Here is a 21,182-nt window from a genome sequence, read left to right on the forward strand (position 1 = left end):
TTTGCATGTTATGGGAATACCGATTTCCTACGGGGAAACTGAGAATTGACCTCCGATGCTGCCGCGCGTCGTCATCTTCCAGCATGCAGATTCATGCCATGCGGGCACCCTCGCCGGCCATCTGCGCGTGGATGGGATCGCGCCCGCTATCGTGAAGCTTGATCGCGGCGAGCCGCTCCCAGACCTCGACCAGTTCGACATCCTGATGGTGATGGGCGGCCCAATGAATGTTTGGGACGAAGACGCCTATCCCTGGCTGAAACACGAAAAGGCAGCCATCCGCCGCTGGGTCGTCGAGCAAGACAAGCCCTTCCTCGGCGTCTGCCTTGGCCATCAGTTACTTGCCGACTCGCTGGGCGGCCAAGTGGGGCCGGCGACGGTGGGCGAGATCAATCTGCTTGAGATTGCGCTCAGCCCCGAGGGGCGGCGGCATCCCCTTTATGCCGGCTTCGGCGACAAAAAGCGCGGATTGCAGTGGCATGGCGCCGAGGTCAAAGCGCTGCCCGACGGATCGATCGTTCTTGCCTCGACCAGCGACTGCCCGATCGCGGCATTCGCCTACGGCTCGAGCGCCTTCGGATTGCAATACCACGTTGAGGCGACTGACCAGTCCGTGGTGGATTGGTCTTCAGGAGTAGCCGCTCAGGAGGCGCTGAGCCGCCTGCATCCTCCGGGGTTCGTGCAGACGCTGCAATCCCGCGTGAGCGAGGGCTTTTCGGAATTGCTCGGCAATTCGCGGCGCCTCTATGACAACTTCATGCGTATCGCAGTCGAGCGTCTCGTTTACGCCTGATCTCCGGCCTTCCAGCCATAGAGCCAGTCGTATCGCGCCATAAGTCGCTCCGGCGGCGCGTAGCGCAGCACGAGGTTGCGCGCCACCGCGGACGGGCCACCAAGATGATAGATGCGTCCGTTGTTCCGGGAAGCATCGGCAACTTTGACGACGCGCGGACGCCGTATTTGCTGATAAGAGCGCAGCGCTTGCGGAACGTCATCCGGTCTCAGTGCGAGCGCATCGGCAAGCACGACTGCATCCTCCAGCGCCATCACCGCACCCTGCGCAAAGAATGGCATCACGGGATGCGCTGCATCGCCGAGCAGCGCGATGCGGCCGCGCGTCCATTCGGCGGGAACCGGCAGCGACTGCAATGACCAGCGCTTCCACGCCGGCGCGCAGCGGATCAGAGCCTGCAGCGGTGCGGCGCTATCGGGCATGTTCTGCGCCACCCAATCTGGCGCCACCGGCGCGCTCCAATCGGTGTCGTGGCGGCTATCATCGAGCACAACGATGATCGCCAGTTCCCTCCCGCCCGAGACTGGGTAATGCACGACGTGCGCCTGCGGAAACAGCCAGATCGTCACCTCGTTACGGAGAAAGTCAGTCGGCAACTCTTCGCGCGCGATCACGCTGCGCACCGCGCTCTTGCCTGAAAAGCGCGGCTTGCTGTCGTCGATCAACTTCGTGCGCAGGCCCGACCAGACACCATCCGCCGCGATCAGCGCAGAGCCAAAATGTGCTTCCCCCGCGTCGTTCGCAAAGCAGACCCGCGCATCGTTGCTCGCCACCTGCGATGCACTAAAGCCGAGCGACAATGAGATCAGCGGATTGGCGCGTGCCGCATCGGCCAGCACCGCGTGCAGGTCTTTTCTATGTGCAACCCAATAGGGCGCGCCGTGGCGGGCCGCGATCCATTCCCCCAGCGGCATCCGCGCCAGTTCCGCGCCGCTCGCCCCGTCGCGCACGCTGAGCGATTCCGGCTCGCCCACGCGTGCACGCAGCGCATCCGCGACGCCTAGATGCTGCAGAATGCGCGTGCCGTTGGGGCCGAGCTGAATGCCGGCGCCTTCCTCGTGAAAAGCCGGACGCCGCTCGATCACGTGCGAGGCGATGCCGCGTCGCGCCAGCGCCAGCGCTGTCGACAACCCGCCGATGCCACCGCCGGCGATCAGCACCGGATCGGCGGAGCCGCCGTCACGCGCGCGTGTCAACGCCGCCTCAGCGTTGGAATTCGCCAGAGGATCGAGCTGTGGAAGGGACATGGGTATTGCAGCGTGCGAGCCCGCTAGGCCGCATCCTCGACGAGATTGACGATCGCGCCCGCCGGATCGCTCTCGTCTGCGGCGAGCCGCGGATCGTAGATGTACAGCGTCGAGCAGTAGGGGCAGAGGATCTGACCGTCGCCACCCATGTCGAGATAGACGTGCGGATGATCGAACGGCGGCCGGGCGCCCATGCAGTTGAGTTCGCGCACGCCGATGAAGATCTTCTCCACGCCCTGATCGTTGGCGAGGTGGGGGACGGGGCTGGAGGCCATTGATTTGCCCTGCAGTTCTTGATGTGCTGGCGGGACCATAGCGCCGGCCGGTGGCAAATGATAGGGGTGCGCGCGATGGCAAAAGCGCGCTCCGCGTGAGGAACCGAACGGTGCAGAAATTCAGCTCGGACGGCGTCGAAATCGCCTACATCGACGAAGGCGAGGGGACCCCGGTCCTCCTCATCCACGGCTTTGCTTCTAACGTCTCGACCAACTGGGGCGACACTGGCTGGGTGAAGTTGCTGACCAATGCCGGTTTCCGCGTCATCGCCTACGACAACCGCGGCCACGGTCACAGCGCCAAGCTCTACAATCTCGACGACTACGGCTCTCCGCTCATGGCCGAGGATGCGCGCCGTCTTCTCGATCATCTCGGCATCGAGAAAGCGCACGTGGTCGGCTATTCGATGGGCGCGCGCATCGCGGCCTTTCTCGCCATCGCCCACCCGCAGCGGGTGCGCTCGCTCACCTTCGGCGGGCTCGGCATCAACATGGTGCGTGGCGTCGCCGGCACCGGTCCTGTGGCGCAGGCACTGGAAGCGCCGACTATCGATGATGTGACGCATCCGACCGCGCGCACGTTCCGTGCCTTCGCCGAACAGACAAAAAGCGACCTCAAGGCGCTCGCCGCCTGCATTCGCTCATCGCGTGCCCGCATCACCCCCGAGGCGGTGGGGGGACTGCGCTGTCCCGTGCTGGTGGTGGTGGGAGAGAGGGACGTCATCGGCGGCCCGGCCGCGGATCTCGCCGCCCTGATACCGGGCGCGCGTGCTGTGATGCTGCCCGACCGCGATCACATGAAGACCGTCGGCGACAAGCTGTTCAAGCAGGCGGTTCTGGAGTTTCTGGCAGAGCAATCCTAGCCGGTGATTCCGACCGGCCCGCATACGAGGCCCCGGCGACCAGCACCGGAATCTCGAAAGACAAACGCGGGGTTGCCATGAGATCGGCGGCCGATCAATGCCGGGGCCAAGACGCAGTACACACCCAGATTTTGCAGCACATACGCATTACGAATTGGCCACTGCCTGGGGGCCTGGATCGCTCCAGACACCTAATACTTAACAAGCCAAAGGTGACAGGTCTGCATACGTTGCAGTAGTTGCGGCACTCCAGCTGTGGATAACTTTCGCTGGGGCGTTGTCTCGTTGCGCCCTGTCTGATTGCGCCGCTTTTGAGTCGTAATGGCGCCCGAATGCCCTGGCTCTATACCGCTGGGAAAGATGGCAGATTCACAATTCGTTAGGGTTACCGCGGTTAGCGTCCCATCATGCCATCCGTCCCGTTGCGCGTAGCTTTTGGCATTCTTGTCCCGGTGCTGCTCACTGGCTGTGGCGGCACTGGCCAATCTTTTATTGCCAAGGACGAGCCCTGGCGGGCGACCGAAGAACGCGCGTGCCTGGCCTCCGGAGCGGTTCGCGAAAGCCCCTTCGTCAAGACAAAGCTGTCGCTCGGCGGACCGAGCGTGTGCGGCGCCGAGCGCCCCTTCGAGATGGCCGCTGCCGACGGCGGACGCGTCACCCTGAGCCCCGTCGCCTACTTGCGCTGCCCTATGATCCCCCAGGTCAACAACTGGGTCGTCAATACGATCGAGCCCGCCGCGCGCCGCGTCTATGGTGTGCCCCTGGCAGAGCTCAGCATTGCGGGTTCTTACGCCTGTCGCCCGATCAATCACGCCAGCGGCTCGATCTTGTCGGAGCATGGCCACGCCAACGCCCTCGATGTCTCCGGCTTCGTCCTCGCCGACGGTCGCCGCATCTCGGTGAAGCGGGGCTGGCGCGGCGACTATCGCGAACGTGCGTTCCTACGCGCTGTGCACGCTGGGGCCTGCCAGGAGTTCACCACGGTGCTCGGTCCCAACTACAACTCGCTGCACGCCGACCACTTCCACGTCGATCTTGCGCGCCGCGGTTCTGATGGCCTGAAGACTGTCTGCAAATAGCGCGAATGCACCGGGCTTGATGTGCGGTTGACCCGAAGGTTCAATCGTCATCCTCGTCGCCGCAGTCGACTGGAAATTCCATGTCGGCTTCCCAGCAGACGAAGTCCGGCTGCAGCCGCTGCACCACAGGAGGCGTGGCCAGAGCGCCAAAAACGATAGCGAGAAGCACCAAGCGCATGCGGCACCTACCCACACGTTGCGGTGCTGCACGCTAGCCCATTTCAGCGGGTGCGGCCAGCGCGCGCAAGCGTAGACGGCTCCCCGGCCGAGGCAGACCGGGCGCGCTTGGCGGCAAAATACTTCTGTGCCTGATCGATATCCGTGGCCGCCATGTCGGCGACCGAAGTCGCCCGCAATTCGCGCATCTGCTCGACGTCGGTATCCCCCAACTTCACGTGCTGCGCGTACTGCATGGCCACGAGTCCACGCCCATCGGCGGCCGGAGCATATTTGAATACGTTGAATTCCATGACGTCGCTGTCGGGCGCCCAGGTGAGAAAATCGATGATCGCCTCGCCCTTGTCGTTGGTCACGATTGCGTAGTTGGCGTCCTTGTTACTCTCTTTGACCGCCTTACCTACGGCTTCAACCGCCGTGACCGGATCGACGTTCATCTCCGGATACGAATAGAACGCAAACAGCTTCGACCAGTTGTCGACGCTCTCGCCCGGCAGGGTGAACTCCGCAAGTCCGTTCCCTGGCTGCCCGTCAGGCAGCGTGCGCTGATCCTCGAAGCCGAGCGAAAACGTCTCGTTCCCGAACTCGACGCTCGGCGTGTCCGCCGCCATGGCGATGGACGACAACGCAAACAACACAGCGACGATCACAACGCGCATAATGCGCTCCTTCACGCTTGAGATGACTTGAGCACGCGGGCGAGCTGCCAAGCCGACACCACACGGTCGAACGGCTCTGCATCGCAGCGAATGCGACAGAGCGTGGCGCCGTCATCGAGCATCATCAGCTGTTCGATGCGATACGACACCTCAGGCGCCATATGGCCGGTCTCGAGGCCGGCGAATTGCGCGCCCGCGAACTGAACCAAAGCTCCGATTTCCAGCTCGACTCGTGCCACGCCGACAACCTCGCATCCCCGGGGCGTCCAACTGGATGAGCGTATGGCGGGCACGCTGAAGGACGCGTGTGGATCATCGAGACAATTGGATGAAGATTGTTAGCCGTCGGGCAACAGACCATTGCGGCGAGGCGCGGTAACTTTTTTCGCGGTGCGGCGAACCAACGGTTACACTCGTTCGTTACCAAGCAATTGGCCCTGCGCGGCATCGCGCCATCCGTTGGCGGTGTCGAACACCAACGAAAATCCTGAGGCTCCCTGTGCTTTCAACGCTCTCGGTCGAAAAGACCGCATCTCCGCGCTCTAGCAAGCGTCAGGGCGATTTGTACGAGCGCCTGCTTTCCAGCCGAAATCTATCGCTCTCGCTCGCGGCACCGCTATCCGACGAAGATCAAGTCGTTCAGTCGATGGACGACGCCAGCCCCACCAAGTGGCACCTCGCGCACACCACGTGGTTCTACGAGTCGTTCATCCTGAAGCCGACGCTTTCGGACTATCGCGAGTTCTCCCCTGACTTCGAGTATTGCTTCAATTCATACTATGAGAGCAAAGGCGACCGTCATCCGCGCGCCCGGCGCGGATTGCTGACGCGCCCGTCCGTCGCCCAAGTGCGAGAATACCGCGCCCACGTCGATGCCGCACTTGCGCGTCTGTTCGATGAGGGCGTTGTCGACTCTTCGCCCGATCCGTTGGCCGCGCTGATCGAGCTCGGCATCAATCACGAGCAGCAGCATCAAGAGCTGCTGCTGACCGACATTCTTAGCCTGTTCGCCGTCGAGCCGCTGCGCCCGGCGTACCGGCAAACGCAAACTCTCGCCCAATCCTCCGCCATCGACCTGGAGTTCATCCCCTTCTCCGGTGGCATACATACGATAGGCCACGACGGCGCTGGATTCTCCTACGACAACGAGGGCCCACGTCACGAAGCGCTTCTCTACCCATATCGCCTCGCCAATCGCTGCGTGACCAACGCCGAGTGGCTCTCCTTCATGGAGGACGGCGGCTATCGTGAGCCGCTGCTGTGGCTCGCCGATGGCTGGGCGACGATCAAGGCGCAGGGATGGACGTCGCCCCTCTATTGGGAGCAGCGCGACGGCGTCTGGCATCAGATGACGCTCGAAGGATTGCGGCCCGTTGATCTCGAGCGCCCCGTTACCCACGTGAGCTTCTATGAGGCAAACGCCTTCGCGACTTGGGCCGGGAAGCGTTTGCCGACCGAGTTCGAGTGGGAAGCGGCGACTTCCGGCTATCCCGTCGAAGGCAACGATCTCGGCGCCGACACATTGCGCCCATGCGCCGCGCAGGCAGCACAGGGCCGCCTCGCCCAGCTCTTCGGCGACGTGTGGGAATGGACATCAAGCGCCTACCTGCCTTACCCCGGCTATCGCCCCGCACCAGGCGCCGTCGGTGAATACAACGGCAAGTTCATGGTCAGCCAGAACGTGCTCCGCGGCGGCTCTTGCGCAACCCCGAAAGGCCACATCCGCGCGAGTTACCGCAATTTCTTTTACCCGCATCAGCGCTGGCAGTTCACCGGCGTGCGCCTTGCCGAGGATGACGCATGAATCTCGACGACGACTACACGCTCGAAGCCGCCGCAGATGCACGCGACGCCGAAGCAGAGGCATCCCTGTGCGATATCCATGGCGAACCCAGCGAGTTTGCCACCGCTCTTGTCTGCGGTCTGTCTAAGAGCAACAAGGCCATCCCCTGCCGCTTCTTCTACGATGCCGAGGGCAGCAGCCTCTTCGAGCAGATTACCAGCCTCCCCGAATACTATCCAACGCGTACCGAGACGAGCATCCTGCGCGCGCACGCGACGCATCTTGCCCGGCTTGTCCCTCCCGGTGCCGTGCTGATCGAATTCGGGTCCGGCTCGAGCACCAAGACCGAGTTGCTGCTTGCCGAAATGGACGATCTCCACGCCTACGTGCCGATCGACATCAGCCCTGCAGCGCTCGATGATGCCCGCACACGCATTGCGCAGCGCTTCCCGCACCTGCGCGTCACACCTGTCGTCGGCGATTTCTCGGGGCCCATTGCGTTGCCCGCAGCTATCGCCGGTCACCCGCGCGTCGGCTTCTTTCCCGGCTCGACCATTGGCAACCTGGCCGAATCCGATGCTGTCGCTCTACTCGCGAGCATGCGCGCCATCCTCGGCAAGGGGGCCATCCTCATCATCGGCGCCGATTTGAAGAAGGATGTGCGCCGCCTCATCGCCGCTTACGATGATGCGGAAGGCGTAACTGCCGCCTTCAATCTCAACCTGCTTCGGCGCGCCAACCGCGAGCTGGGCACGGATTTCGATCTGAGCGCCTTTTCGCATCTCGCCACCTACGACGTGCGCCACGGCCGGATCGATATGCATCTCGTCAGCGGGCGCGCCCAGACGGTGAACGTCCTCGGCCACCGGATCCGCTTTGCTGAAGGCGAGCGCATCCACACCGAGCACTCGCATAAGTACGATATGGCCGGTTTCGCCGCCCTGGTGCAGCGGGCGGGGTGGCAATCTCGCGAGGTTCTGACCGACCCTGAGAACCTGTTCAGCGTGCACATTCTCACCGCCTGATAGCTCTCCAGCCACGAATTGCGCTAAAAGCGCGCCATGACATGGCACAAGGACGGCCCGGGCTCGCGCCGCGGCTATCATCACGGAAATCTGCGCGAAGCGCTCATCGCCGCCGCGCTCGATCTCATTTCCAAGAAGGGGCCGGCTGGCTTCACCTTCGCCGATGCCGCGCGCGCAGCCGGCGTCAGTCCAGCCGCGCCCTACCGCCATTTCCGCGATCGCGACGCGTTGATGGCCGACATCGCGCGCCGCGGCTTTGATGCCTTTGCGGAGGCGCTGTTGCGTGCCTGGGACGACGGCAAGCCAACGCCGCGCTCAGCGTTCGAACGCGTCGGCCGCGCCTATCTCGGGTTCGCCGCCAAGGAGCCGGCCCAGTTCTCTGCGATGTTCGAAAGCGGCGTGCCGCTCAACGATTATCCCGAGGTTCGTGAAGCCGGGGATCGTGCATTCAACGTGTTGCGTCAGGCGTGCGAGGCGGTCGCAGCGACCATGCCGAAGGAGAAGCGTCCCCCCTCGTTGATGATGGCGCTGCACATCTGGTCGCTCAGTCACGGCATCGCATCGTTGTTCGGCAGAGGCGATGCTGCACGACGCACGATTCCGATGTCGCCCGACGATCTGTTGGAAGCTGCAGTGCTCATCTATCTCGATGGTCTTGGTGTTCCCACCGACAAGTAGATGCGTCGCGACGAACGATGCATGACGCAATGCGTGCTCTCTGAGCAAAACCGATGTATAGCAATTGCTCTCTTATTCATTGACACAGATGGATTGAACTCATGGCAGCTAACGAGAAGACATCGGCAGCAGTTGCAAAGATCGCATCGAAGGCGTTGAAGTCGCCGTCGTCGCTCACCCCCGCCGAAATCAAGAAGCTTGCAGCCTCGGCGCTCACGCAGGCAGCCGACAAGCCGGCGAAGCCGGTGAAGAAGAAAAAGTCGCCGGTGAAGCGCAAGGTCGCCGCCAAGAAGGTGAAGCGCAAGGCCGTCAAGAAGAAGCGTTGATGTCGTGAGACGGCGGCGCGTGCGGCGCCGCCGTTCTCTCATTGTCGTGGTGACGATCGCTTGTCTCTCGCAGGCTCCGGCCGACAGGGAGAACACTGCAAGTTCGCACTACGCTGTCGCCTACGGGCGATACTCATCGGTTGCGGCACCAATGTCGTGCCAGCCCTGCTCCTCCACCTTTGATGGCTGACGAGCGTCCAGCATTGGGCGCGATCGCTTCCGCGCGTGCGTTGCCCTGGCGTTAAGCGCATCTGGCGCTACGGGCCACGTCGCACCATGTGTAGCGAGCGTGCGGTCTCGGGCTGCCACCGGCTTCTGGCCAGACCCTCCATCCAGGCCACCGAAATCCGGCAGTCCGATTTTTCCGCGCCCGCCCCTTGACGGGGTCCAGGCCACCTGCCAACTATGTAAATGTGATAAACATTCACATGGAGAGACCTTCAATGACTGGGGTTGTGGCGACGCTCGACGACTACGGCAAACCCGCGTGGATTGCCGTCATGGTCGCCGGCTTCATCCTTTTCTGGCCCGTGGGCCTCGCCATTCTTGCCTACTTGCTATGGAGCGGACGCATGGGTTGTGGTGCACGTAACGGTGACATGAGCCGCTGGCAGCAGCGCTGGGCGGATCGGTGGGACCGCAAGATGGAACGCTTCGGCCGTGAGTTCCGCGGCGGCTTCCAGTCGAGCGGCAACGCCGCTTTCGACGACTACCGCGAAGAGACCCTGCGCCGGCTCGAAGACGAGCAGCGCGAGTTCCGCGAGTTCCTGGAGCGCCTGCGTAAGGCGAAGGACAAGGCAGAGTTCGACCAGTTCATGGCCGAGCGCCGCACCCGTCCCACCGACGGCACCGAGGGCGCATCTGCCTAAATCGTCCCTATATGAATCCAGCCAGGGCGGCGTGCCGCCCTGGCAACTTGGTGTCCAACTCTTAAGGAGCGGCGCTCCATGCCTCTGATCCTCGGCTTCATCGGCTTCATCTTCGCAGCATTGGTCATGTTCGCCTGGGCTGCGGTCTGGCTGGTCGCGGCCCTCTTCTGGCTCGCCTGGCCGTTGGTTCTGCTGGTCTTCGGCGCCATCGCTTGGCGTCGCCAGTCGCGTTACTGGCAGAAGGTGCAGTCGTCGTCCGCGGCTGCGCGTCAGGCCCCCGCGCAGCCGTTCTTCAAGAACAGCGGCAATGCGGCCTTCGACGAATACCGCACCGATACGCTGCGCCGTCTCGACGAGGAGCGCGAAAAATTCCGCGACTTCCTGGAGCAGCGCCGAAAGGCCAGAGACCGCGAAGCGTTCGACCGGTACATCTCCGAGCGCTGGGGGCGGCCTGGCGACCGCCCACAAGGCGCTATCACCTAAACTCGAAGGCAGTGAATGCAAACGAAAGCCAGGGCATGCCCTGGCTTTTTTGTTGCCGTCCGCGCTTGCTGACTAACGGATCGTCTTGTCGAAGTTGAGGGCTGTCGACAGCCCCTTCGCCTTGTCGAGGCCCTTGACGCCAAGCAGCGTTGCGCCGTCGAGATCGGCTCCCGTCAAATCGGCACCTGTCAGGTCGGCCCCGGTGAAGTCGGCGCGGGAAAGATCGGTGTTCCTCAGGTTCGCATCGGTCAGGTCGGCGCCGTTGAAGCGCGAGAACGTCATCAGCGCATGCTCGAAGTTGCCCCCGCGGATGATTGCCTTGGTGAAGTCGCAGGACTTCAGAAGGTTCTTCGACAGCGTGGTGATGGTGCCTTGTCCGGCGCGCACTTCGCGCGGCGTGAAGTTCGCGTCGCTGAGGTCGGCGCCGTGAAAATCAGAGCCCGAGAGATTAGCCATCACACGGATGCCGGAGAGATTGGCACCGGCAAAGCGCGGTGCATCGGCGAGGTTCTCGGAGAGGTCCGAATAGATCGTCGGCCTCAAGATGCTGGCCCCGGAGAGGTTTGCGCCTGAGAAATCTGCGCGGATCAGTGTCGCCCGGTCGAGGCGCGTGCCCGACATATCCGTGCCGCGCAGGTTCGCTCCGGTGAAGTCGGCGCCATAGAAGTTCGACTTGGCGAGCTTGGCACCTTTGAAGTTCAGACCCGACAGGTCGAGATAGGTGAGATCGTGGTTCGAATAGTCGGGCGCCTCGCCAGGCTTGGCTTTGAACAGCTCCGTGGCGATGTCCCGCACCGACATGTCCGCAGCGTTCTGCGGCACCGGCTCCGTCTCTGCCGCCAGAACCGTAGGCACGTGAGCTGCAACACCCATCAGCATGGCGCCGCCGACAAGCGCGCCACCGAGGGCCGATTTGCGAACCATCACTTTGCGAGCCGCATTCATCATTTGTTATCCGTCGCCTTCGCGATCATCGTTGCCCCTATAATGAGGGGTGCGCGGCCCGATCTGGCAAGAGTTATTGAGATCGGCAATTGCTGAAAGCGGCTATGAGGCGCCTTCTGCAACACATCAAATTGCTGGCTTTAATTGCAGCCATAACCGCCCCCTGTGGGCGTGACGATGATGATGGCCTCTCCGGCTTCCAAAACGGTCTCGTCGCAGCCCGAAAGAGCTTCGATCGCCCCATCCTTCCGCCGCACGCCATTGCTGCCTGCTTCGCCGGGTTCGCCCCCCGCGACGCCGAACGGACGTACTTTGCGGTAGCCGGAAAGGATGGCGCAGTGCATACGCTTCAAAAAGCGGATGACGCGCCAAGTGCCATCGCCGCTGGTCCACTTCCCCTTGCCGCCCGAGCCGCGCCGGATCGAGAACTCCTCCAGCACCACCGGATAGCGCAGCTCCAAGATCTCCGGATCAGTCAGTCTCGTGTTCGTCATGTGCACGTGCACGGCCGCAGCACCGTCGAACCCAGGCCCGGCTGGCGCGCCTGAGCATAACGTCTCGTAGTACTGCAGCGCCTCGTCCCCGAACGTGAGGTTGTTCATCGTTCCTTGCGAGGACCCGAGCGCGCCGAGCGCGCCGAACAGAGCATTGGTGACGATTTGGCTGGTCTCTACGTTGCCTGCCACCACCGCCGCGGGATACGTCGGCCGCAGCATCGACCCCTCGGGGATCACGATTTCGATCGGCTTCAGGCACCCCGCATTCATCGGAATTGGCTCATCCACCATCACGCGAAACGTGTAGAGGACGGCCGCGCGGGTCACCGGCTCGGGGGCGTTGAAGTTGTTCGCCTGCTGCGCACTGGTTCCGCTGAAGTCCACCTTTGCCGACCGAGCCGCACGATCGACCGTAATGCGCACCTCCACCGTCGCGCCTTGATCGGTCTCGACGCGAAAATGCCCGTCCTCTAGACGCGATATCAGGCGCCGAACCGCTTCCTCGGCGTTGTCCTGCACGTGGCGCATGTAGGCCTCGACCACCTCGAGGCCGAAGTGTGCAACCATGCGCCGAAGCTCCGCCTCTCCCTTGGCGTTGGCAGCAATCTGCGCTTTGAGATCTGCGATGTTTTTCTCCGGACGCCGTGCCGGATACTTGGCACCGCAAAGCAGCGCGCGCGTTTCGTCTTCGAGAAACCGCCCTTGATCGACCAGCTTGAAGTTGTCGATATAGACGCCTTCTTCCTCGATCCGCGTCGCCCGCGGCGTCATCGACCCGGGCGTCAATCCGCCGATGTCCTCGTGATGCCCGCGGCTGGCCACGTAGAACAGCACCCGCTGTCCGGCGTCATCGAACATTGGCGTCACGACAGTGATGTCGGGGAGATGCGTGCCGCCGTTATACGGCGCATTCAGCATGAAGCTGTCGCCGGGACGCATATTGCCCCTGCGCTCGCGAATGATCGTCTCAACCGAGCGATCCATCGAGCCCAGATGCACCGGCAGATGCGGAGCGTTGGCGACGAGTGCCCCCGACGCATCGAACACCGCGCAGGAGAAGTCGAGCCGCTCCTTGATGTTCACTGACTGCGCCGTATTGCGCAGCGCCTCGCCCATCTGCTCCGCGATAGCCATGAAGAGGTTGTTGAACACTTCGAGCAGCACCGGGTCGGCTTCCGAGCCTAGGCGCTCCCGCTGAGGTGGCTCCGCCCGCCGCATGACGATGTCGTTATCGGGTGTGAGCGTCAGCTTCCAGCCGGGCTCGACCACCACCGTCTGGTTCGGCTCGATAACGAGCGCTGGCCCTGCGATATCGCACCCGCTGGCAAGCTGGTCGCGAAGAATAACCGGCGCCTCGTGCCAGCCTCCGCGCGAATAGAACTTCGTCGCGCGAGTGGCCTGCAAACTCTCACACCCTCCCTCCTTGCGGGGGAGGGCAGGGGAGGGAGAAGTTTGGGGAGAGCCGCCCCCCGTCGCCGCAACTTCCAGCGCCGCGATGACCACGTCCTTCTCCGGCGAGACGAATCCAAACCGCTGCCGATGCAACACTTCGAAGTCGCGCCGCATGAAGTGCGGCTCCGACAACGACACAGGAAGCGCGGTGTCGGTGCCCGCGTAACGCAAATGCGCAAAGCTCTCGATGGCGATGTCGTCGTGCTCTACGCCCTCGTCGAGCAACTCCTCGGTCACCTCGCTGCCGAGCTCAAAGGCGAGGTTCTCCAGCGCATCCATGGATTCTTCGCCCAGCGGCGCTTCAATCGAGCGCTCGCGGCTGGCGCGCTGCTGTGCCAGGCCGATCCCGTACGCCGACAACAACCCCGACAGCGGATGCACCAGCACTGTTTCGATGCCGAGCGTATCGGCGATCAGGCACGCGTGCTGCCCACCCGCCGAGCCGAAGCAGTTGAGCGCGTACTCGGTAACGTCATACCCGCGCTCGACCGAGATCTTCTTGATGGCATTCGCCATGTTCTCGACGGCGATGCGGATGGCTCCGTCTGCGATCTCTTCCGGCGCGCGCCCGTCTCCCACCTTCAGCGCCAGTTCGGCAAAGGCAGCGCGCACCGCCTCGGCATCGAGCGGCTGATCGTGCGCCTCGCCGAAGATCGCCGGAAAGAATTTGGGGTCCAGCTTGCCGAGCATCACATTGGCGTCGGTCACCGTCAGCGGTCCACCGCGCCGGTACGCCATCGGGCCGGGGTTCGCCCCGGCGCTGTCCGGCCCGACCCGAAAGCGTGTGCCGTCGTAGGAAATGATGGATCCCCCGCCGGCAGCCACCGTATGCACGCGCAGCATCGGCACCGCCAGCCGCACGCCGGCGATCTGTGTCTCGAACGAGCGCTCATATTCTCCGGCGAAATGCGCAACGTCCGTAGACGTGCCGCCCATGTCGAAGCCGATGACCTTGTCGAACCCGGCGCGCTTGGCGGTCTCCGCCATACCGACCACGCCGCCCGCAGGCCCCGATAGGATTGCATCGCGCCCGCGGAAGGTCTGCGCCGACTTCAATCCGCCCGACGACGCCATGAACAGCAGCCGCAGTTCGTCATCGTCACCGGCTTTCAGCGCTGTCGACACGCGATCGACGTAACGGTTGAGCACGGGTGACAGGTAGGCGTCCGCCACCGTTGTATCCCCGCGCGGCACCAGCTTGATCAGCGGCGATACCTCGTGGCTCGCCGAAACCTGGGAAAAGCCGAGGCTCCGCGCCAGCGCCGCGGCCTGCTGCTCGTGCTCGGGAAAAGCGTAGGCGTGCATGAACACGATGGCGACCGCGTCGATGCCTTGCGAACGCGCTTGCCGAAGCCCCACCTCGAGTGCCTCAAGATCGATAGGCCGCTCTACGGTTCCGTCCGCGCGCACCCGCTCGTCCGCCTCGATCACGCGGCTGTAGAGCATATCCGGCTTGATGATGCGCTTGGCGAAGATGTCAGGTCTGGCCTGCGTACCGATCTCGAGCTGGTCTTTCAGTCCGCGCGTGATGACGAGCAGCGTGGTGTCGCCCTTGCGCTCCAAAAGTGCGTTGGTGGCGACCGTCGTACCCATTTTCACCGTCGCGATGCGCGTCGACGGAATAGGTGCCCCGCTCGGCACCTCCAGAAAGCGGCGGATCGCTTCGAGTGCGGCGTCGTCGTAGGCGCCGGGGTTCTCGGAAAGCAACTTGCGCGCGAGCAGCCGTCCATCGGGTGCGCGTGCAACGACGTCGGTAAACGTCCCCCCGCGGTCGATGAAGAAGTGCCACTTTTCGTCGCTGAGAAGCCCTGCCATTCGCCGCCCGCTGGAAAACCACCGCTCCCGTGAGCTATCGGGCGTTGCGGTTAGCGTCAACCGCGACCATATCCCGGCTCGCTCCGTTTTTTCCGCCAATTGCTGCGACTTTGCGTGAACTGGGTGGCGGCAGGCCGAGGCGGGGCTTCAAGTTACGGGCGAATGCCGATAAGGGTTCTGCATGCCTTGGAAGGATATAGCGCAGGCGATCGGTATCGAGCCCGGCGGCACTATGCGCGACGCGCTCTCGGCGCTGTGGAACCGTATCGCTGGAGACCGTGCGGCGCGGCAGACGCCCGGCTATCGCACCGTCGCCTTCACCATCGCCGTTACGACGCTGGCGGCCAAGATGGCCAAGGCCGACGGCGTCGCCCTGCCCGTCGAGGAGCGCGCTTTTGAGCGCGTGTTCGATGTCCCTTCCGAAGAGCGTGCAAACTTCCATCGCCTGTACGATTTGGCTGCGCAGGATATCGCTGGCTACGAAACCTACGCCGGCAAGATCGCCTCGCTGCTTGCCGACGAGCCGCAAATGTTGCGCGCCTTGCTCGAATGCCTGTTCCACGTCGCAGCAGCCGACGGCATCCTTCATCCCGACGAGGATAGGTTCCTCGAAGTCGTCGCCGACAAGTTCGGCCTTTCGCGCGGGGAGTTCCTCAGCATCCGCGCCGGATTCATCAACGACCCGTGCAGCCCGTATCAGATCCTCGGCGTGCACCCCGACATTTCCGACGCCGACTTGAAGCTGCGCCACCGCTCGCTCGTGCGCGAGCACCACCCTGACCGGTTGGCTGCAACGGGCGTGCCGCAGGAGTTGCGCTGCGCCGCGAATAGGCGCCTCGCCGCCATCAATGCCGCCTACGACGCCGTTGTTAAAGACCGGCACAAACCAGGCAGAGAGCGGGGCGGACCATGATCCTCAAGCCCGACTCCACGCTGGTGCATACGCTGTATCCCTCGCCCAACATCGAGGAACGCCGCGCCGGCAGCCGTCCCGACATCATTATCCTGCACTACACCGGCATGTCGTCCGCCGAGAAGGCGATCGGCTGGCTCGCCAATCCGGTGAGCAAGGTCTCGTGCCACTACGTGGTCGACGAGGATGGCCGCATCACGCAGATGGTCGAGGAGGAAAAGCGTGCCTGGCACGCTGGCGTCTCACACTGGGGCGGCAACACCGACATCAACTCCGCTTCCATCGGCATCGAGATTCAGAACACCGGGCACGAGCATGGCTATCCCGATTTTCCGCTTCCGCAGATGGAGGCCGTCGCCGCGCTCTGCCGCGACATCGCCAAGCGTCATGGCGTCCCCGCCGAGCGCATCCTCGCCCATTCGGATATCGCCCCCGGACGCAAGCTCGACCCCGGCGAGAAATTCAACTGGGCCTGGCTCGCCAGGCACGGCGTCGGCCATTGGGTGCCGCCCGCATCTATCGACGATGCTTCGGCGCAGCTGCTCGATGACGACAGTGCAGCAATCACCGACACGCTCGCGCTCATGCGCGCCTACGGCTACGGCATCGACAACCCCGAGCGCAGCGACTGGCTGTCCGTGCTCGTCCGCAGTTTTCAGCTTCATTTCCGCCCGCAGCGCGCCGATGGCCGCCTCGACGCAGGCACCCTCGATACGCTGACCCGGCTCGTCGCTGCGCTGCCAGACCGCGCGACGAGCTGACGGCCCAGGAATTTCAGAATGGCGCAATACAATCGCGCCATCCTCGAGAGCCTACGGAGGTGGTCATGATCGAGTTAGTGAAGGGATTTCCGGCAAACGTCGTCGCCCTATCGGCTTCGGGTGAGCTCACCAAGGAAGATTACGAAAAGGTTGTCGCCCCGGCCGTGCAGCGCGCGCTGGATCAGCACGATACGGTGCGCCTTTATTATCAGATCGGGCCGCAGTTCCGCGGCATGGAGCTGGGCGCGATGTGGGCCGACACAAAGGTTGGCATGGGGCACTTCCTCAAGTGGGAGCGCATCGCCGTCGTCACCGATATCGAGTGGATCAAGGTTTCGGTAACGGCGTTTGGCTTCCTCATGCCCGCCCAGGTCAAGGTCTACCCGACCGCGGAAGCCGAGGCCGCGCGCCAGTGGATCAGCGCCACCTGAGCGGGGCCCTCGGCTCATCATCGAGGAAGGTGCGTCGCTCTGTCCGGGCCACCGACCCTGCCTATGATTGGAGGATCAACCTCTTGACCCCAAGTTTAGGAAGCCTGTCGTATCCGAATGCTCCGCGCATCGGGTGATCTTGATGCCTATCAACGCCGTCACAAAGAACTGACGTAATACGACGGCAGGTTGAAGCGACGCACCCCGTAGCTGGTGAGAGGCCCCCCATGGCGACACGCCCCAATACCCAGCTGTCGGTACGTTCCCCCCAGGCTCTTCAGCCCACCCCGCGAACGCTCCCCGTGCGTGCTCCCGGAGCCCCATTCGCCGATGATCCGGCCGAAGACGCCGCGAGCGGTCTCGCCGATGCCGTCGATCGTTCGGTGCACTACGCCATGTCGCGGCTCACGATGGGGTTGTCCCCCGCGGCCGTGCTCGAGGCCTACTACGATTGGATGCTTCACCTCGCGGGATCACCGGGCAGGCAGGGGCAGCTCGTTCACAAGGCGCTGCGCAAGTGGCTGCGCCTCGTTCATTATACGACGGCTGCCATCGGCAATCCGAGTTGCCCCGAATGCTGCATCGAGCCGCTGCCGCAGGATAAGCGCTTTCGCGGCGACGCATGGAAAACCTTCCCCTACAACGTGATGAGCCAAGCTTTCCTGCTGCAACAGCAGTGGTGGCACAACGCCACGGTCGGCGTGCGCGGCGTTGAGCGCGATCACGAGAAGCAGGTCGAATTCGCCACCCGCCAGATGCTCGACATGCTCTCGCCGTCGAACTTCCTCTTCACCAACCCCGAGGTGATGCAGAAGACGATCAGCGACTTCGGCATGAACCTCGTGCGCGGCTATTGGAACTTCGCCGAAGATTTTCAGCGCGCAATCGATGGCCGCCCGCCCGTCGGCATGGAGAACTTCAAGGTCGGCGAGACGCTCGCGGTCACGCCCGGCGAGGTCATCTATCGCAACGACCTGATCGAGCTGATCCAGTACGCGCCACGCACCAAGCGCGTAAAGGCCGAGCCGGTGCTGATCGTGCCGGCCTGGATCATGAAGTACTACATTCTCGATCTCAGCCCACAGAACTCCCTGGTGCAGTACCTGCTCGACCGTGGCTACACGGTCTTCATGATATCCTGGAAGAACCCGGAATCGTCTGACCGCAACCTCAGCTTCGAGGATTACCGCAAGCTGGGTGTCGAAGCCGCGCTGGATGCGGTTCGCACTGTCATCCCCAACCGCAAGGTCCACGCTGCCGGCTATTGCCTCGGTGGTACGCTGCTCTCCGTTGCCGCCGCGACGCTCTCGCGTGAGCATCGCGATGTCTTGGCCACGATGACCCTATTCGCCGCCCAGGTGGACTTCACCGAGGCTGGCGAACTCACCCTATTCATCAACGAGGGCCAAGTCTCCTTCCTCGAAGACATGATGTGGAAAGAGGGTTATCTCGACGCCCGGCAGATGTCCGGCGCCTTCCAGCTCCTGCGCTCCAACGACCTCATCTGGTCGCGCATGGTGCACGACTATCTGATGGGCGACCGTGAGCCGTTGTTCGACCTCATGGCGTGGAATGCCGATTCAACGCGCATGCCCTATCGCATGCACTCCGACTACCTGCGTCAGCTCTTCCTGAACAACGACTTCGCCGAAGGGCGCTTGCGCACCGATGGAGAGATCGCCGCGCTCACCGACATAAGGGTTCCCGTCTTCGCCGTTTCCACAGAGACAGACCACGTGGCGCCTTGGCGCTCTGTCTTCAAGCTGAACCTTCTGCTCGATACCGAGGTCACGTTCCTGCTGACCACCGGCGGCCACAACGCCGGTATCGTCTCTCCGCCCGGCAACTCCAAGCGCAGCTATCGCGTGGCGACGCGCACAGATGCCGACATCTATCTCGATCCCGACACCTGGTACGCGAAGATGATGCCCAACCAGGGTTCCTGGTGGCCGGAGTGGGTGCGCTGGCTCGACTCACATTCCAGCGGTGAGGTCGACGCCCGAGAGCCCGGAGGTGGCAAGCTCACGCCGCTGTGCAAGGCGCCTGGAACTTACGTCCTGCAAACGTAGCCCCATCAGAGCCCGAACGGATATGTATCCGGCACGCCCTCGAGGTCGCGCGTGACAAGCGGGCTGACGGCCGACGTGGTATCGATCCACACATACTCGTCGAACTGCCGCGGCAGTACCGCCTGGAAGTAGTGGCTCGCGATCTCGGTCTCGGGGCGGTAGATCACACCGATCGCGCGTTCGATACGCGGCAAAGACAGCGGCCCTCTGAGTTCAGAGGCAAGATTGCGCCCCAGCGGCAGCATGAAGCTCGCTTTGCCGGTTTCCTCGCTCACCGCGTGGCACTGGCGTTCGTGGCTTCTCGGCTGTGACGGACGAACCTTCATCACCTGCATCGGTCCATCCCAGTCGGAGGCTGCCGCAACAGTTCCGCTATCGGTCCCAAATCCGATCCGGTAGGCCCCTTCGCCGTACTCGCGCCGGCAGAGTTCGCCGATATTGGTCTCGCCGCGGCTGCCCATCTCCGTGGCGCTCGCATCTCCAACGTGCGAGTTGTGCGCCCAGATGACAGCCTTGCTGTGCGGCCCATAGAACGCAAACAGCGCCTTCAGCGTCTCGAACATGTGCGTGTCGCGCAGGTTCCACGACGCGCGCGAGCCGTAATACATCACCCGGTAATAGCGCTCGGCGCTGGCAACGAGACGCGCGTTCTGCACCGCATCGAGATACCGTTCGCCGTCTCGCACCGCGTACTCCCGCTGTCGCGCCAGGATGCCGGACAGCATCAGCGCGACTTCATTCTCGCACGTGCGGTAGCCGCCACTGAGCGCCGCACGCCCGTACGTTGCGGGGTCCGACTGCCACGGCGTCAGGCAGCCATACCTCTCGCGTGCGATTTTCGCGGCCTCGGGATCGACTTGGTCGAGGTATTCGAGCACCGCTCGGATTGATGTGTGCAGGCTATAGAGATCGAGCCCGTGAAAGGCGACACGCTCCTTCGGCAGCTTGCTGTGGTTATATTTGCGCAGCCAGTCGACGAATTCCCGGACCTCCTGGTTGCGCCACATCCACGTTGGAAAGCGCGCAAAGGCGGTCCACTCTGAAGCGGGAAACTCGAAATGCCGTACGTAATGGTCGATGCGGCCCGCGTCCGGCCAGTCGCCCTCTATGGCAACGAAGGTAAAGTCCTTCCGCGTGATCAGCGCGCGCGTGATCTTCTCGCGCAGCCGGTAGAACTCCGATGTCCCGTGCGTCGCCTCCCCGATCAGCACGACGCGGGCATCACCGATGCGCGTCAGCAGAGGCTCGAGGTCGGCGTCATCCACATCGTCGAACGGCTCGATTTGCTGTTTCAGCGCCTTGACGAGGTCTGCATCGACGCCGTCTCTGCTGGGTTTCTTCGCCCGCACGCGGGGGCGGCTTGGCTCCTCCCATCCCTCCTCGCCAACCAGGGGGACGAAGCGCACGTCGGCGATATCTTCGGTCTTGTAATCGTCGTCGCTGACGCGCGTGATGCGGACGAGCTCCTGAGCCCGCGGATCGCGCCCTACCGGAATGACAAGCCGCCCGCCGACCTTCAACTGCTGCATCAGCGAGCGCGGAACGTCAGGGCCGCCGGCGGCGACGATGATGGCGTCGTAAGGAGCATGCTCGGGCCATCCGCGCGTGCCATCGGCGTGCAGCACATGCACGTTGCGATAACCGAGGTCGGCAAGACGCTCTGAAGCTTTAGCAGCGAGCGCACCAATGCGCTCCACCGTATAGACCTCGCCGGCAATGCGCGACAGAACCGCCGCCGCGTAACCTGACCCGGCTCCGATCTCAAGCACCCTTTCGCCGCCCGACAGTCCGAGCGCTTCGACCATGAACGCCACGATATACGGCTGCGATATCGTCTGCTCTTCTCCGATCGGGAGTGGCGCGTCCTCGTAGGCGTAGTCGCGCAGATGTGAGGGCAGAAACCTCTCGCGCGGCACCTCGTTCATGGCATCGAGCACCAACGCAGACCGTACGCCGCGCCCCTTTATGTGGTGCTCGATCATGTACGCGCGCTGGGAAGCAAAACCGCTCATGGGAGTTTCCAGCATTTGAAGTGGCGTGCC

The 21,182-nt window shown here is 63.3% G+C and carries 21 protein-coding genes; 13 read left to right on the forward strand and 8 right to left on the reverse strand.

All coding sequences use genetic code 11. The features are described 5' to 3' along the window. Positions 1–55: 55 nt before the first annotated feature. Positions 56–793 (forward strand): type 1 glutamine amidotransferase, encoded by a 738-nt coding sequence (locus tag NDB2M4_RS13170; RefSeq protein WP_072375854.1) that lies wholly within the window; start codon positions 56–58, stop codon positions 791–793. Here NDB2M4_RS13170 and NDB2M4_RS13175 read toward each other — a convergent pair. Next, positions 784–2,040, reverse strand: a complete 1,257-nt coding sequence (locus tag NDB2M4_RS13175; RefSeq protein WP_083556328.1) for an FAD-dependent monooxygenase — start codon at positions 2,038–2,040, stop codon at positions 784–786. The genes NDB2M4_RS13170 and NDB2M4_RS13175 overlap by 10 nt on opposite strands. A 23-nt stretch (positions 2,041–2,063) precedes the next feature. Then, positions 2,064–2,315, reverse strand: coding sequence for a zinc-finger domain-containing protein (locus tag NDB2M4_RS13180; protein ID WP_072375856.1), 252 nt, complete (start codon positions 2,313–2,315; stop codon positions 2,064–2,066). A 110-nt stretch (positions 2,316–2,425) separates the two neighbouring features. On the opposite strand from NDB2M4_RS13180, the gene NDB2M4_RS13185 reads away from it, so the two are divergent. Further along, positions 2,426–3,178: an alpha/beta fold hydrolase gene (locus NDB2M4_RS13185; protein ID WP_072375858.1), complete on the forward strand. Its 753-nt coding sequence runs from the start codon at positions 2,426–2,428 to the stop codon at positions 3,176–3,178. A gap of 407 nt (positions 3,179–3,585) precedes the next feature. Continuing rightward, positions 3,586–4,257 (forward strand): extensin-like domain-containing protein, encoded by a 672-nt coding sequence (locus tag NDB2M4_RS13190; protein WP_072375860.1) that lies wholly within the window; start codon positions 3,586–3,588, stop codon positions 4,255–4,257. Between the two features lie 40 nt (positions 4,258–4,297). On the opposite strand, the gene NDB2M4_RS20260 is transcribed toward NDB2M4_RS13190, so the two are convergent. The 3 genes from NDB2M4_RS20260 to NDB2M4_RS13200 are packed head-to-tail and all read right to left on the reverse strand — an operon-like array spanning position 4,298 to position 5,332. Beyond that, positions 4,298–4,435 (reverse strand): hypothetical protein, encoded by a 138-nt coding sequence (locus NDB2M4_RS20260; protein ID WP_171988101.1) that lies wholly within the window; start codon positions 4,433–4,435, stop codon positions 4,298–4,300. Between the two features lie 43 nt (positions 4,436–4,478). Continuing rightward, positions 4,479–5,093: a hypothetical protein gene (locus tag NDB2M4_RS13195; protein WP_072375863.1), complete on the reverse strand. Its 615-nt coding sequence runs from the start codon at positions 5,091–5,093 to the stop codon at positions 4,479–4,481. A gap of 11 nt (positions 5,094–5,104) precedes the next feature. Then, positions 5,105–5,332: a hypothetical protein gene (locus NDB2M4_RS13200; RefSeq protein ID WP_139247264.1), complete on the reverse strand. Its 228-nt coding sequence runs from the start codon at positions 5,330–5,332 to the stop codon at positions 5,105–5,107. A gap of 260 nt (positions 5,333–5,592) precedes the next feature. Between NDB2M4_RS13200 and egtB the strand changes: the two genes are divergently transcribed. From egtB to NDB2M4_RS13230, 6 genes are all read left to right on the forward strand, one after another. Then, entirely contained in the window at positions 5,593–6,897 is a 1,305-nt protein-coding gene (gene egtB, locus NDB2M4_RS13205) for an ergothioneine biosynthesis protein EgtB (protein WP_072375866.1), read from the forward strand. Next, positions 6,894–7,901, forward strand: coding sequence for an L-histidine N(alpha)-methyltransferase (gene egtD, locus NDB2M4_RS13210; protein ID WP_083556330.1), 1,008 nt, complete (start codon positions 6,894–6,896; stop codon positions 7,899–7,901). The genes egtB and egtD overlap by 4 nt, the downstream gene beginning before the upstream one ends. A 36-nt stretch (positions 7,902–7,937) precedes the next feature. Then, on the forward strand, positions 7,938–8,579 hold the full coding sequence (locus NDB2M4_RS13215) for a TetR/AcrR family transcriptional regulator (RefSeq protein ID WP_072375868.1): 642 nt from the start codon (positions 7,938–7,940) through the stop codon (positions 8,577–8,579). A 101-nt stretch (positions 8,580–8,680) separates the two neighbouring features. Then, the gene (locus NDB2M4_RS13220; RefSeq protein WP_072375870.1) at positions 8,681–8,905 is read left to right on the forward strand and encodes a hypothetical protein; all 225 of its coding nucleotides are present in this window, start codon (positions 8,681–8,683) and stop codon (positions 8,903–8,905) included. A 443-nt stretch (positions 8,906–9,348) separates the two neighbouring features. After that, positions 9,349–9,774, forward strand: coding sequence for a DUF2852 domain-containing protein (locus tag NDB2M4_RS13225; protein ID WP_072375872.1), 426 nt, complete (start codon positions 9,349–9,351; stop codon positions 9,772–9,774). A gap of 78 nt (positions 9,775–9,852) precedes the next feature. Then, complete coding sequence (locus NDB2M4_RS13230; RefSeq protein WP_072375874.1) at positions 9,853–10,257, forward strand: DUF2852 domain-containing protein; 405 nt, start codon at positions 9,853–9,855, stop codon at positions 10,255–10,257. Between the two features lie 72 nt (positions 10,258–10,329). Here NDB2M4_RS13230 and NDB2M4_RS13235 read toward each other — a convergent pair whose 3' ends face one another. After that, positions 10,330–11,205 carry a pentapeptide repeat-containing protein gene (locus NDB2M4_RS13235; protein ID WP_244536171.1) on the reverse strand — a complete coding sequence of 292 codons (876 nt, stop codon included), beginning with the start codon at positions 11,203–11,205 and terminating at the stop codon, positions 10,330–10,332. A gap of 137 nt (positions 11,206–11,342) precedes the next feature. Next, entirely contained in the window at positions 11,343–14,966 is a 3,624-nt protein-coding gene (locus tag NDB2M4_RS13240) for a hydantoinase B/oxoprolinase family protein (protein WP_072375876.1), read from the reverse strand. Positions 14,967–15,147: 181 nt separating this feature from the next. Between NDB2M4_RS13240 and NDB2M4_RS13245 the strand changes: the two genes are divergently transcribed. From NDB2M4_RS13245 to NDB2M4_RS13260, 4 genes are all read left to right on the forward strand, one after another. Further along, on the forward strand, positions 15,148–15,879 hold the full coding sequence (locus NDB2M4_RS13245; RefSeq protein ID WP_072375878.1) for a TerB family tellurite resistance protein: 732 nt from the start codon (positions 15,148–15,150) through the stop codon (positions 15,877–15,879). Next, positions 15,876–16,640, forward strand: coding sequence for an N-acetylmuramoyl-L-alanine amidase (locus tag NDB2M4_RS13250; RefSeq protein WP_072375880.1), 765 nt, complete (start codon positions 15,876–15,878; stop codon positions 16,638–16,640). Before NDB2M4_RS13245 ends, NDB2M4_RS13250 begins: the two co-directional genes overlap by 4 nt. A 65-nt stretch (positions 16,641–16,705) precedes the next feature. Beyond that, on the forward strand, positions 16,706–17,071 hold the full coding sequence (locus NDB2M4_RS13255; RefSeq protein WP_072375882.1) for a SpoIIAA family protein: 366 nt from the start codon (positions 16,706–16,708) through the stop codon (positions 17,069–17,071). Positions 17,072–17,298: 227 nt separating this feature from the next. Continuing rightward, on the forward strand, positions 17,299–19,140 hold the full coding sequence (locus NDB2M4_RS13260; RefSeq protein WP_072375884.1) for a PHA/PHB synthase family protein: 1,842 nt from the start codon (positions 17,299–17,301) through the stop codon (positions 19,138–19,140). 5 nt (positions 19,141–19,145) lie between these two features. Here NDB2M4_RS13260 and NDB2M4_RS13265 read toward each other — a convergent pair whose 3' ends face one another. Then, positions 19,146–21,152, reverse strand: a complete 2,007-nt coding sequence (locus tag NDB2M4_RS13265; protein WP_139247265.1) for a protein-L-isoaspartate(D-aspartate) O-methyltransferase — start codon at positions 21,150–21,152, stop codon at positions 19,146–19,148. Between the last annotated feature and the right edge of the window lie 30 nt (positions 21,153–21,182).

Source organism: Hyphomicrobium sp. NDB2Meth4 (assembly GCF_900117445.1).
Classification (GTDB): Bacteria; Pseudomonadota; Alphaproteobacteria; order Rhizobiales; family Hyphomicrobiaceae; genus Hyphomicrobium_A.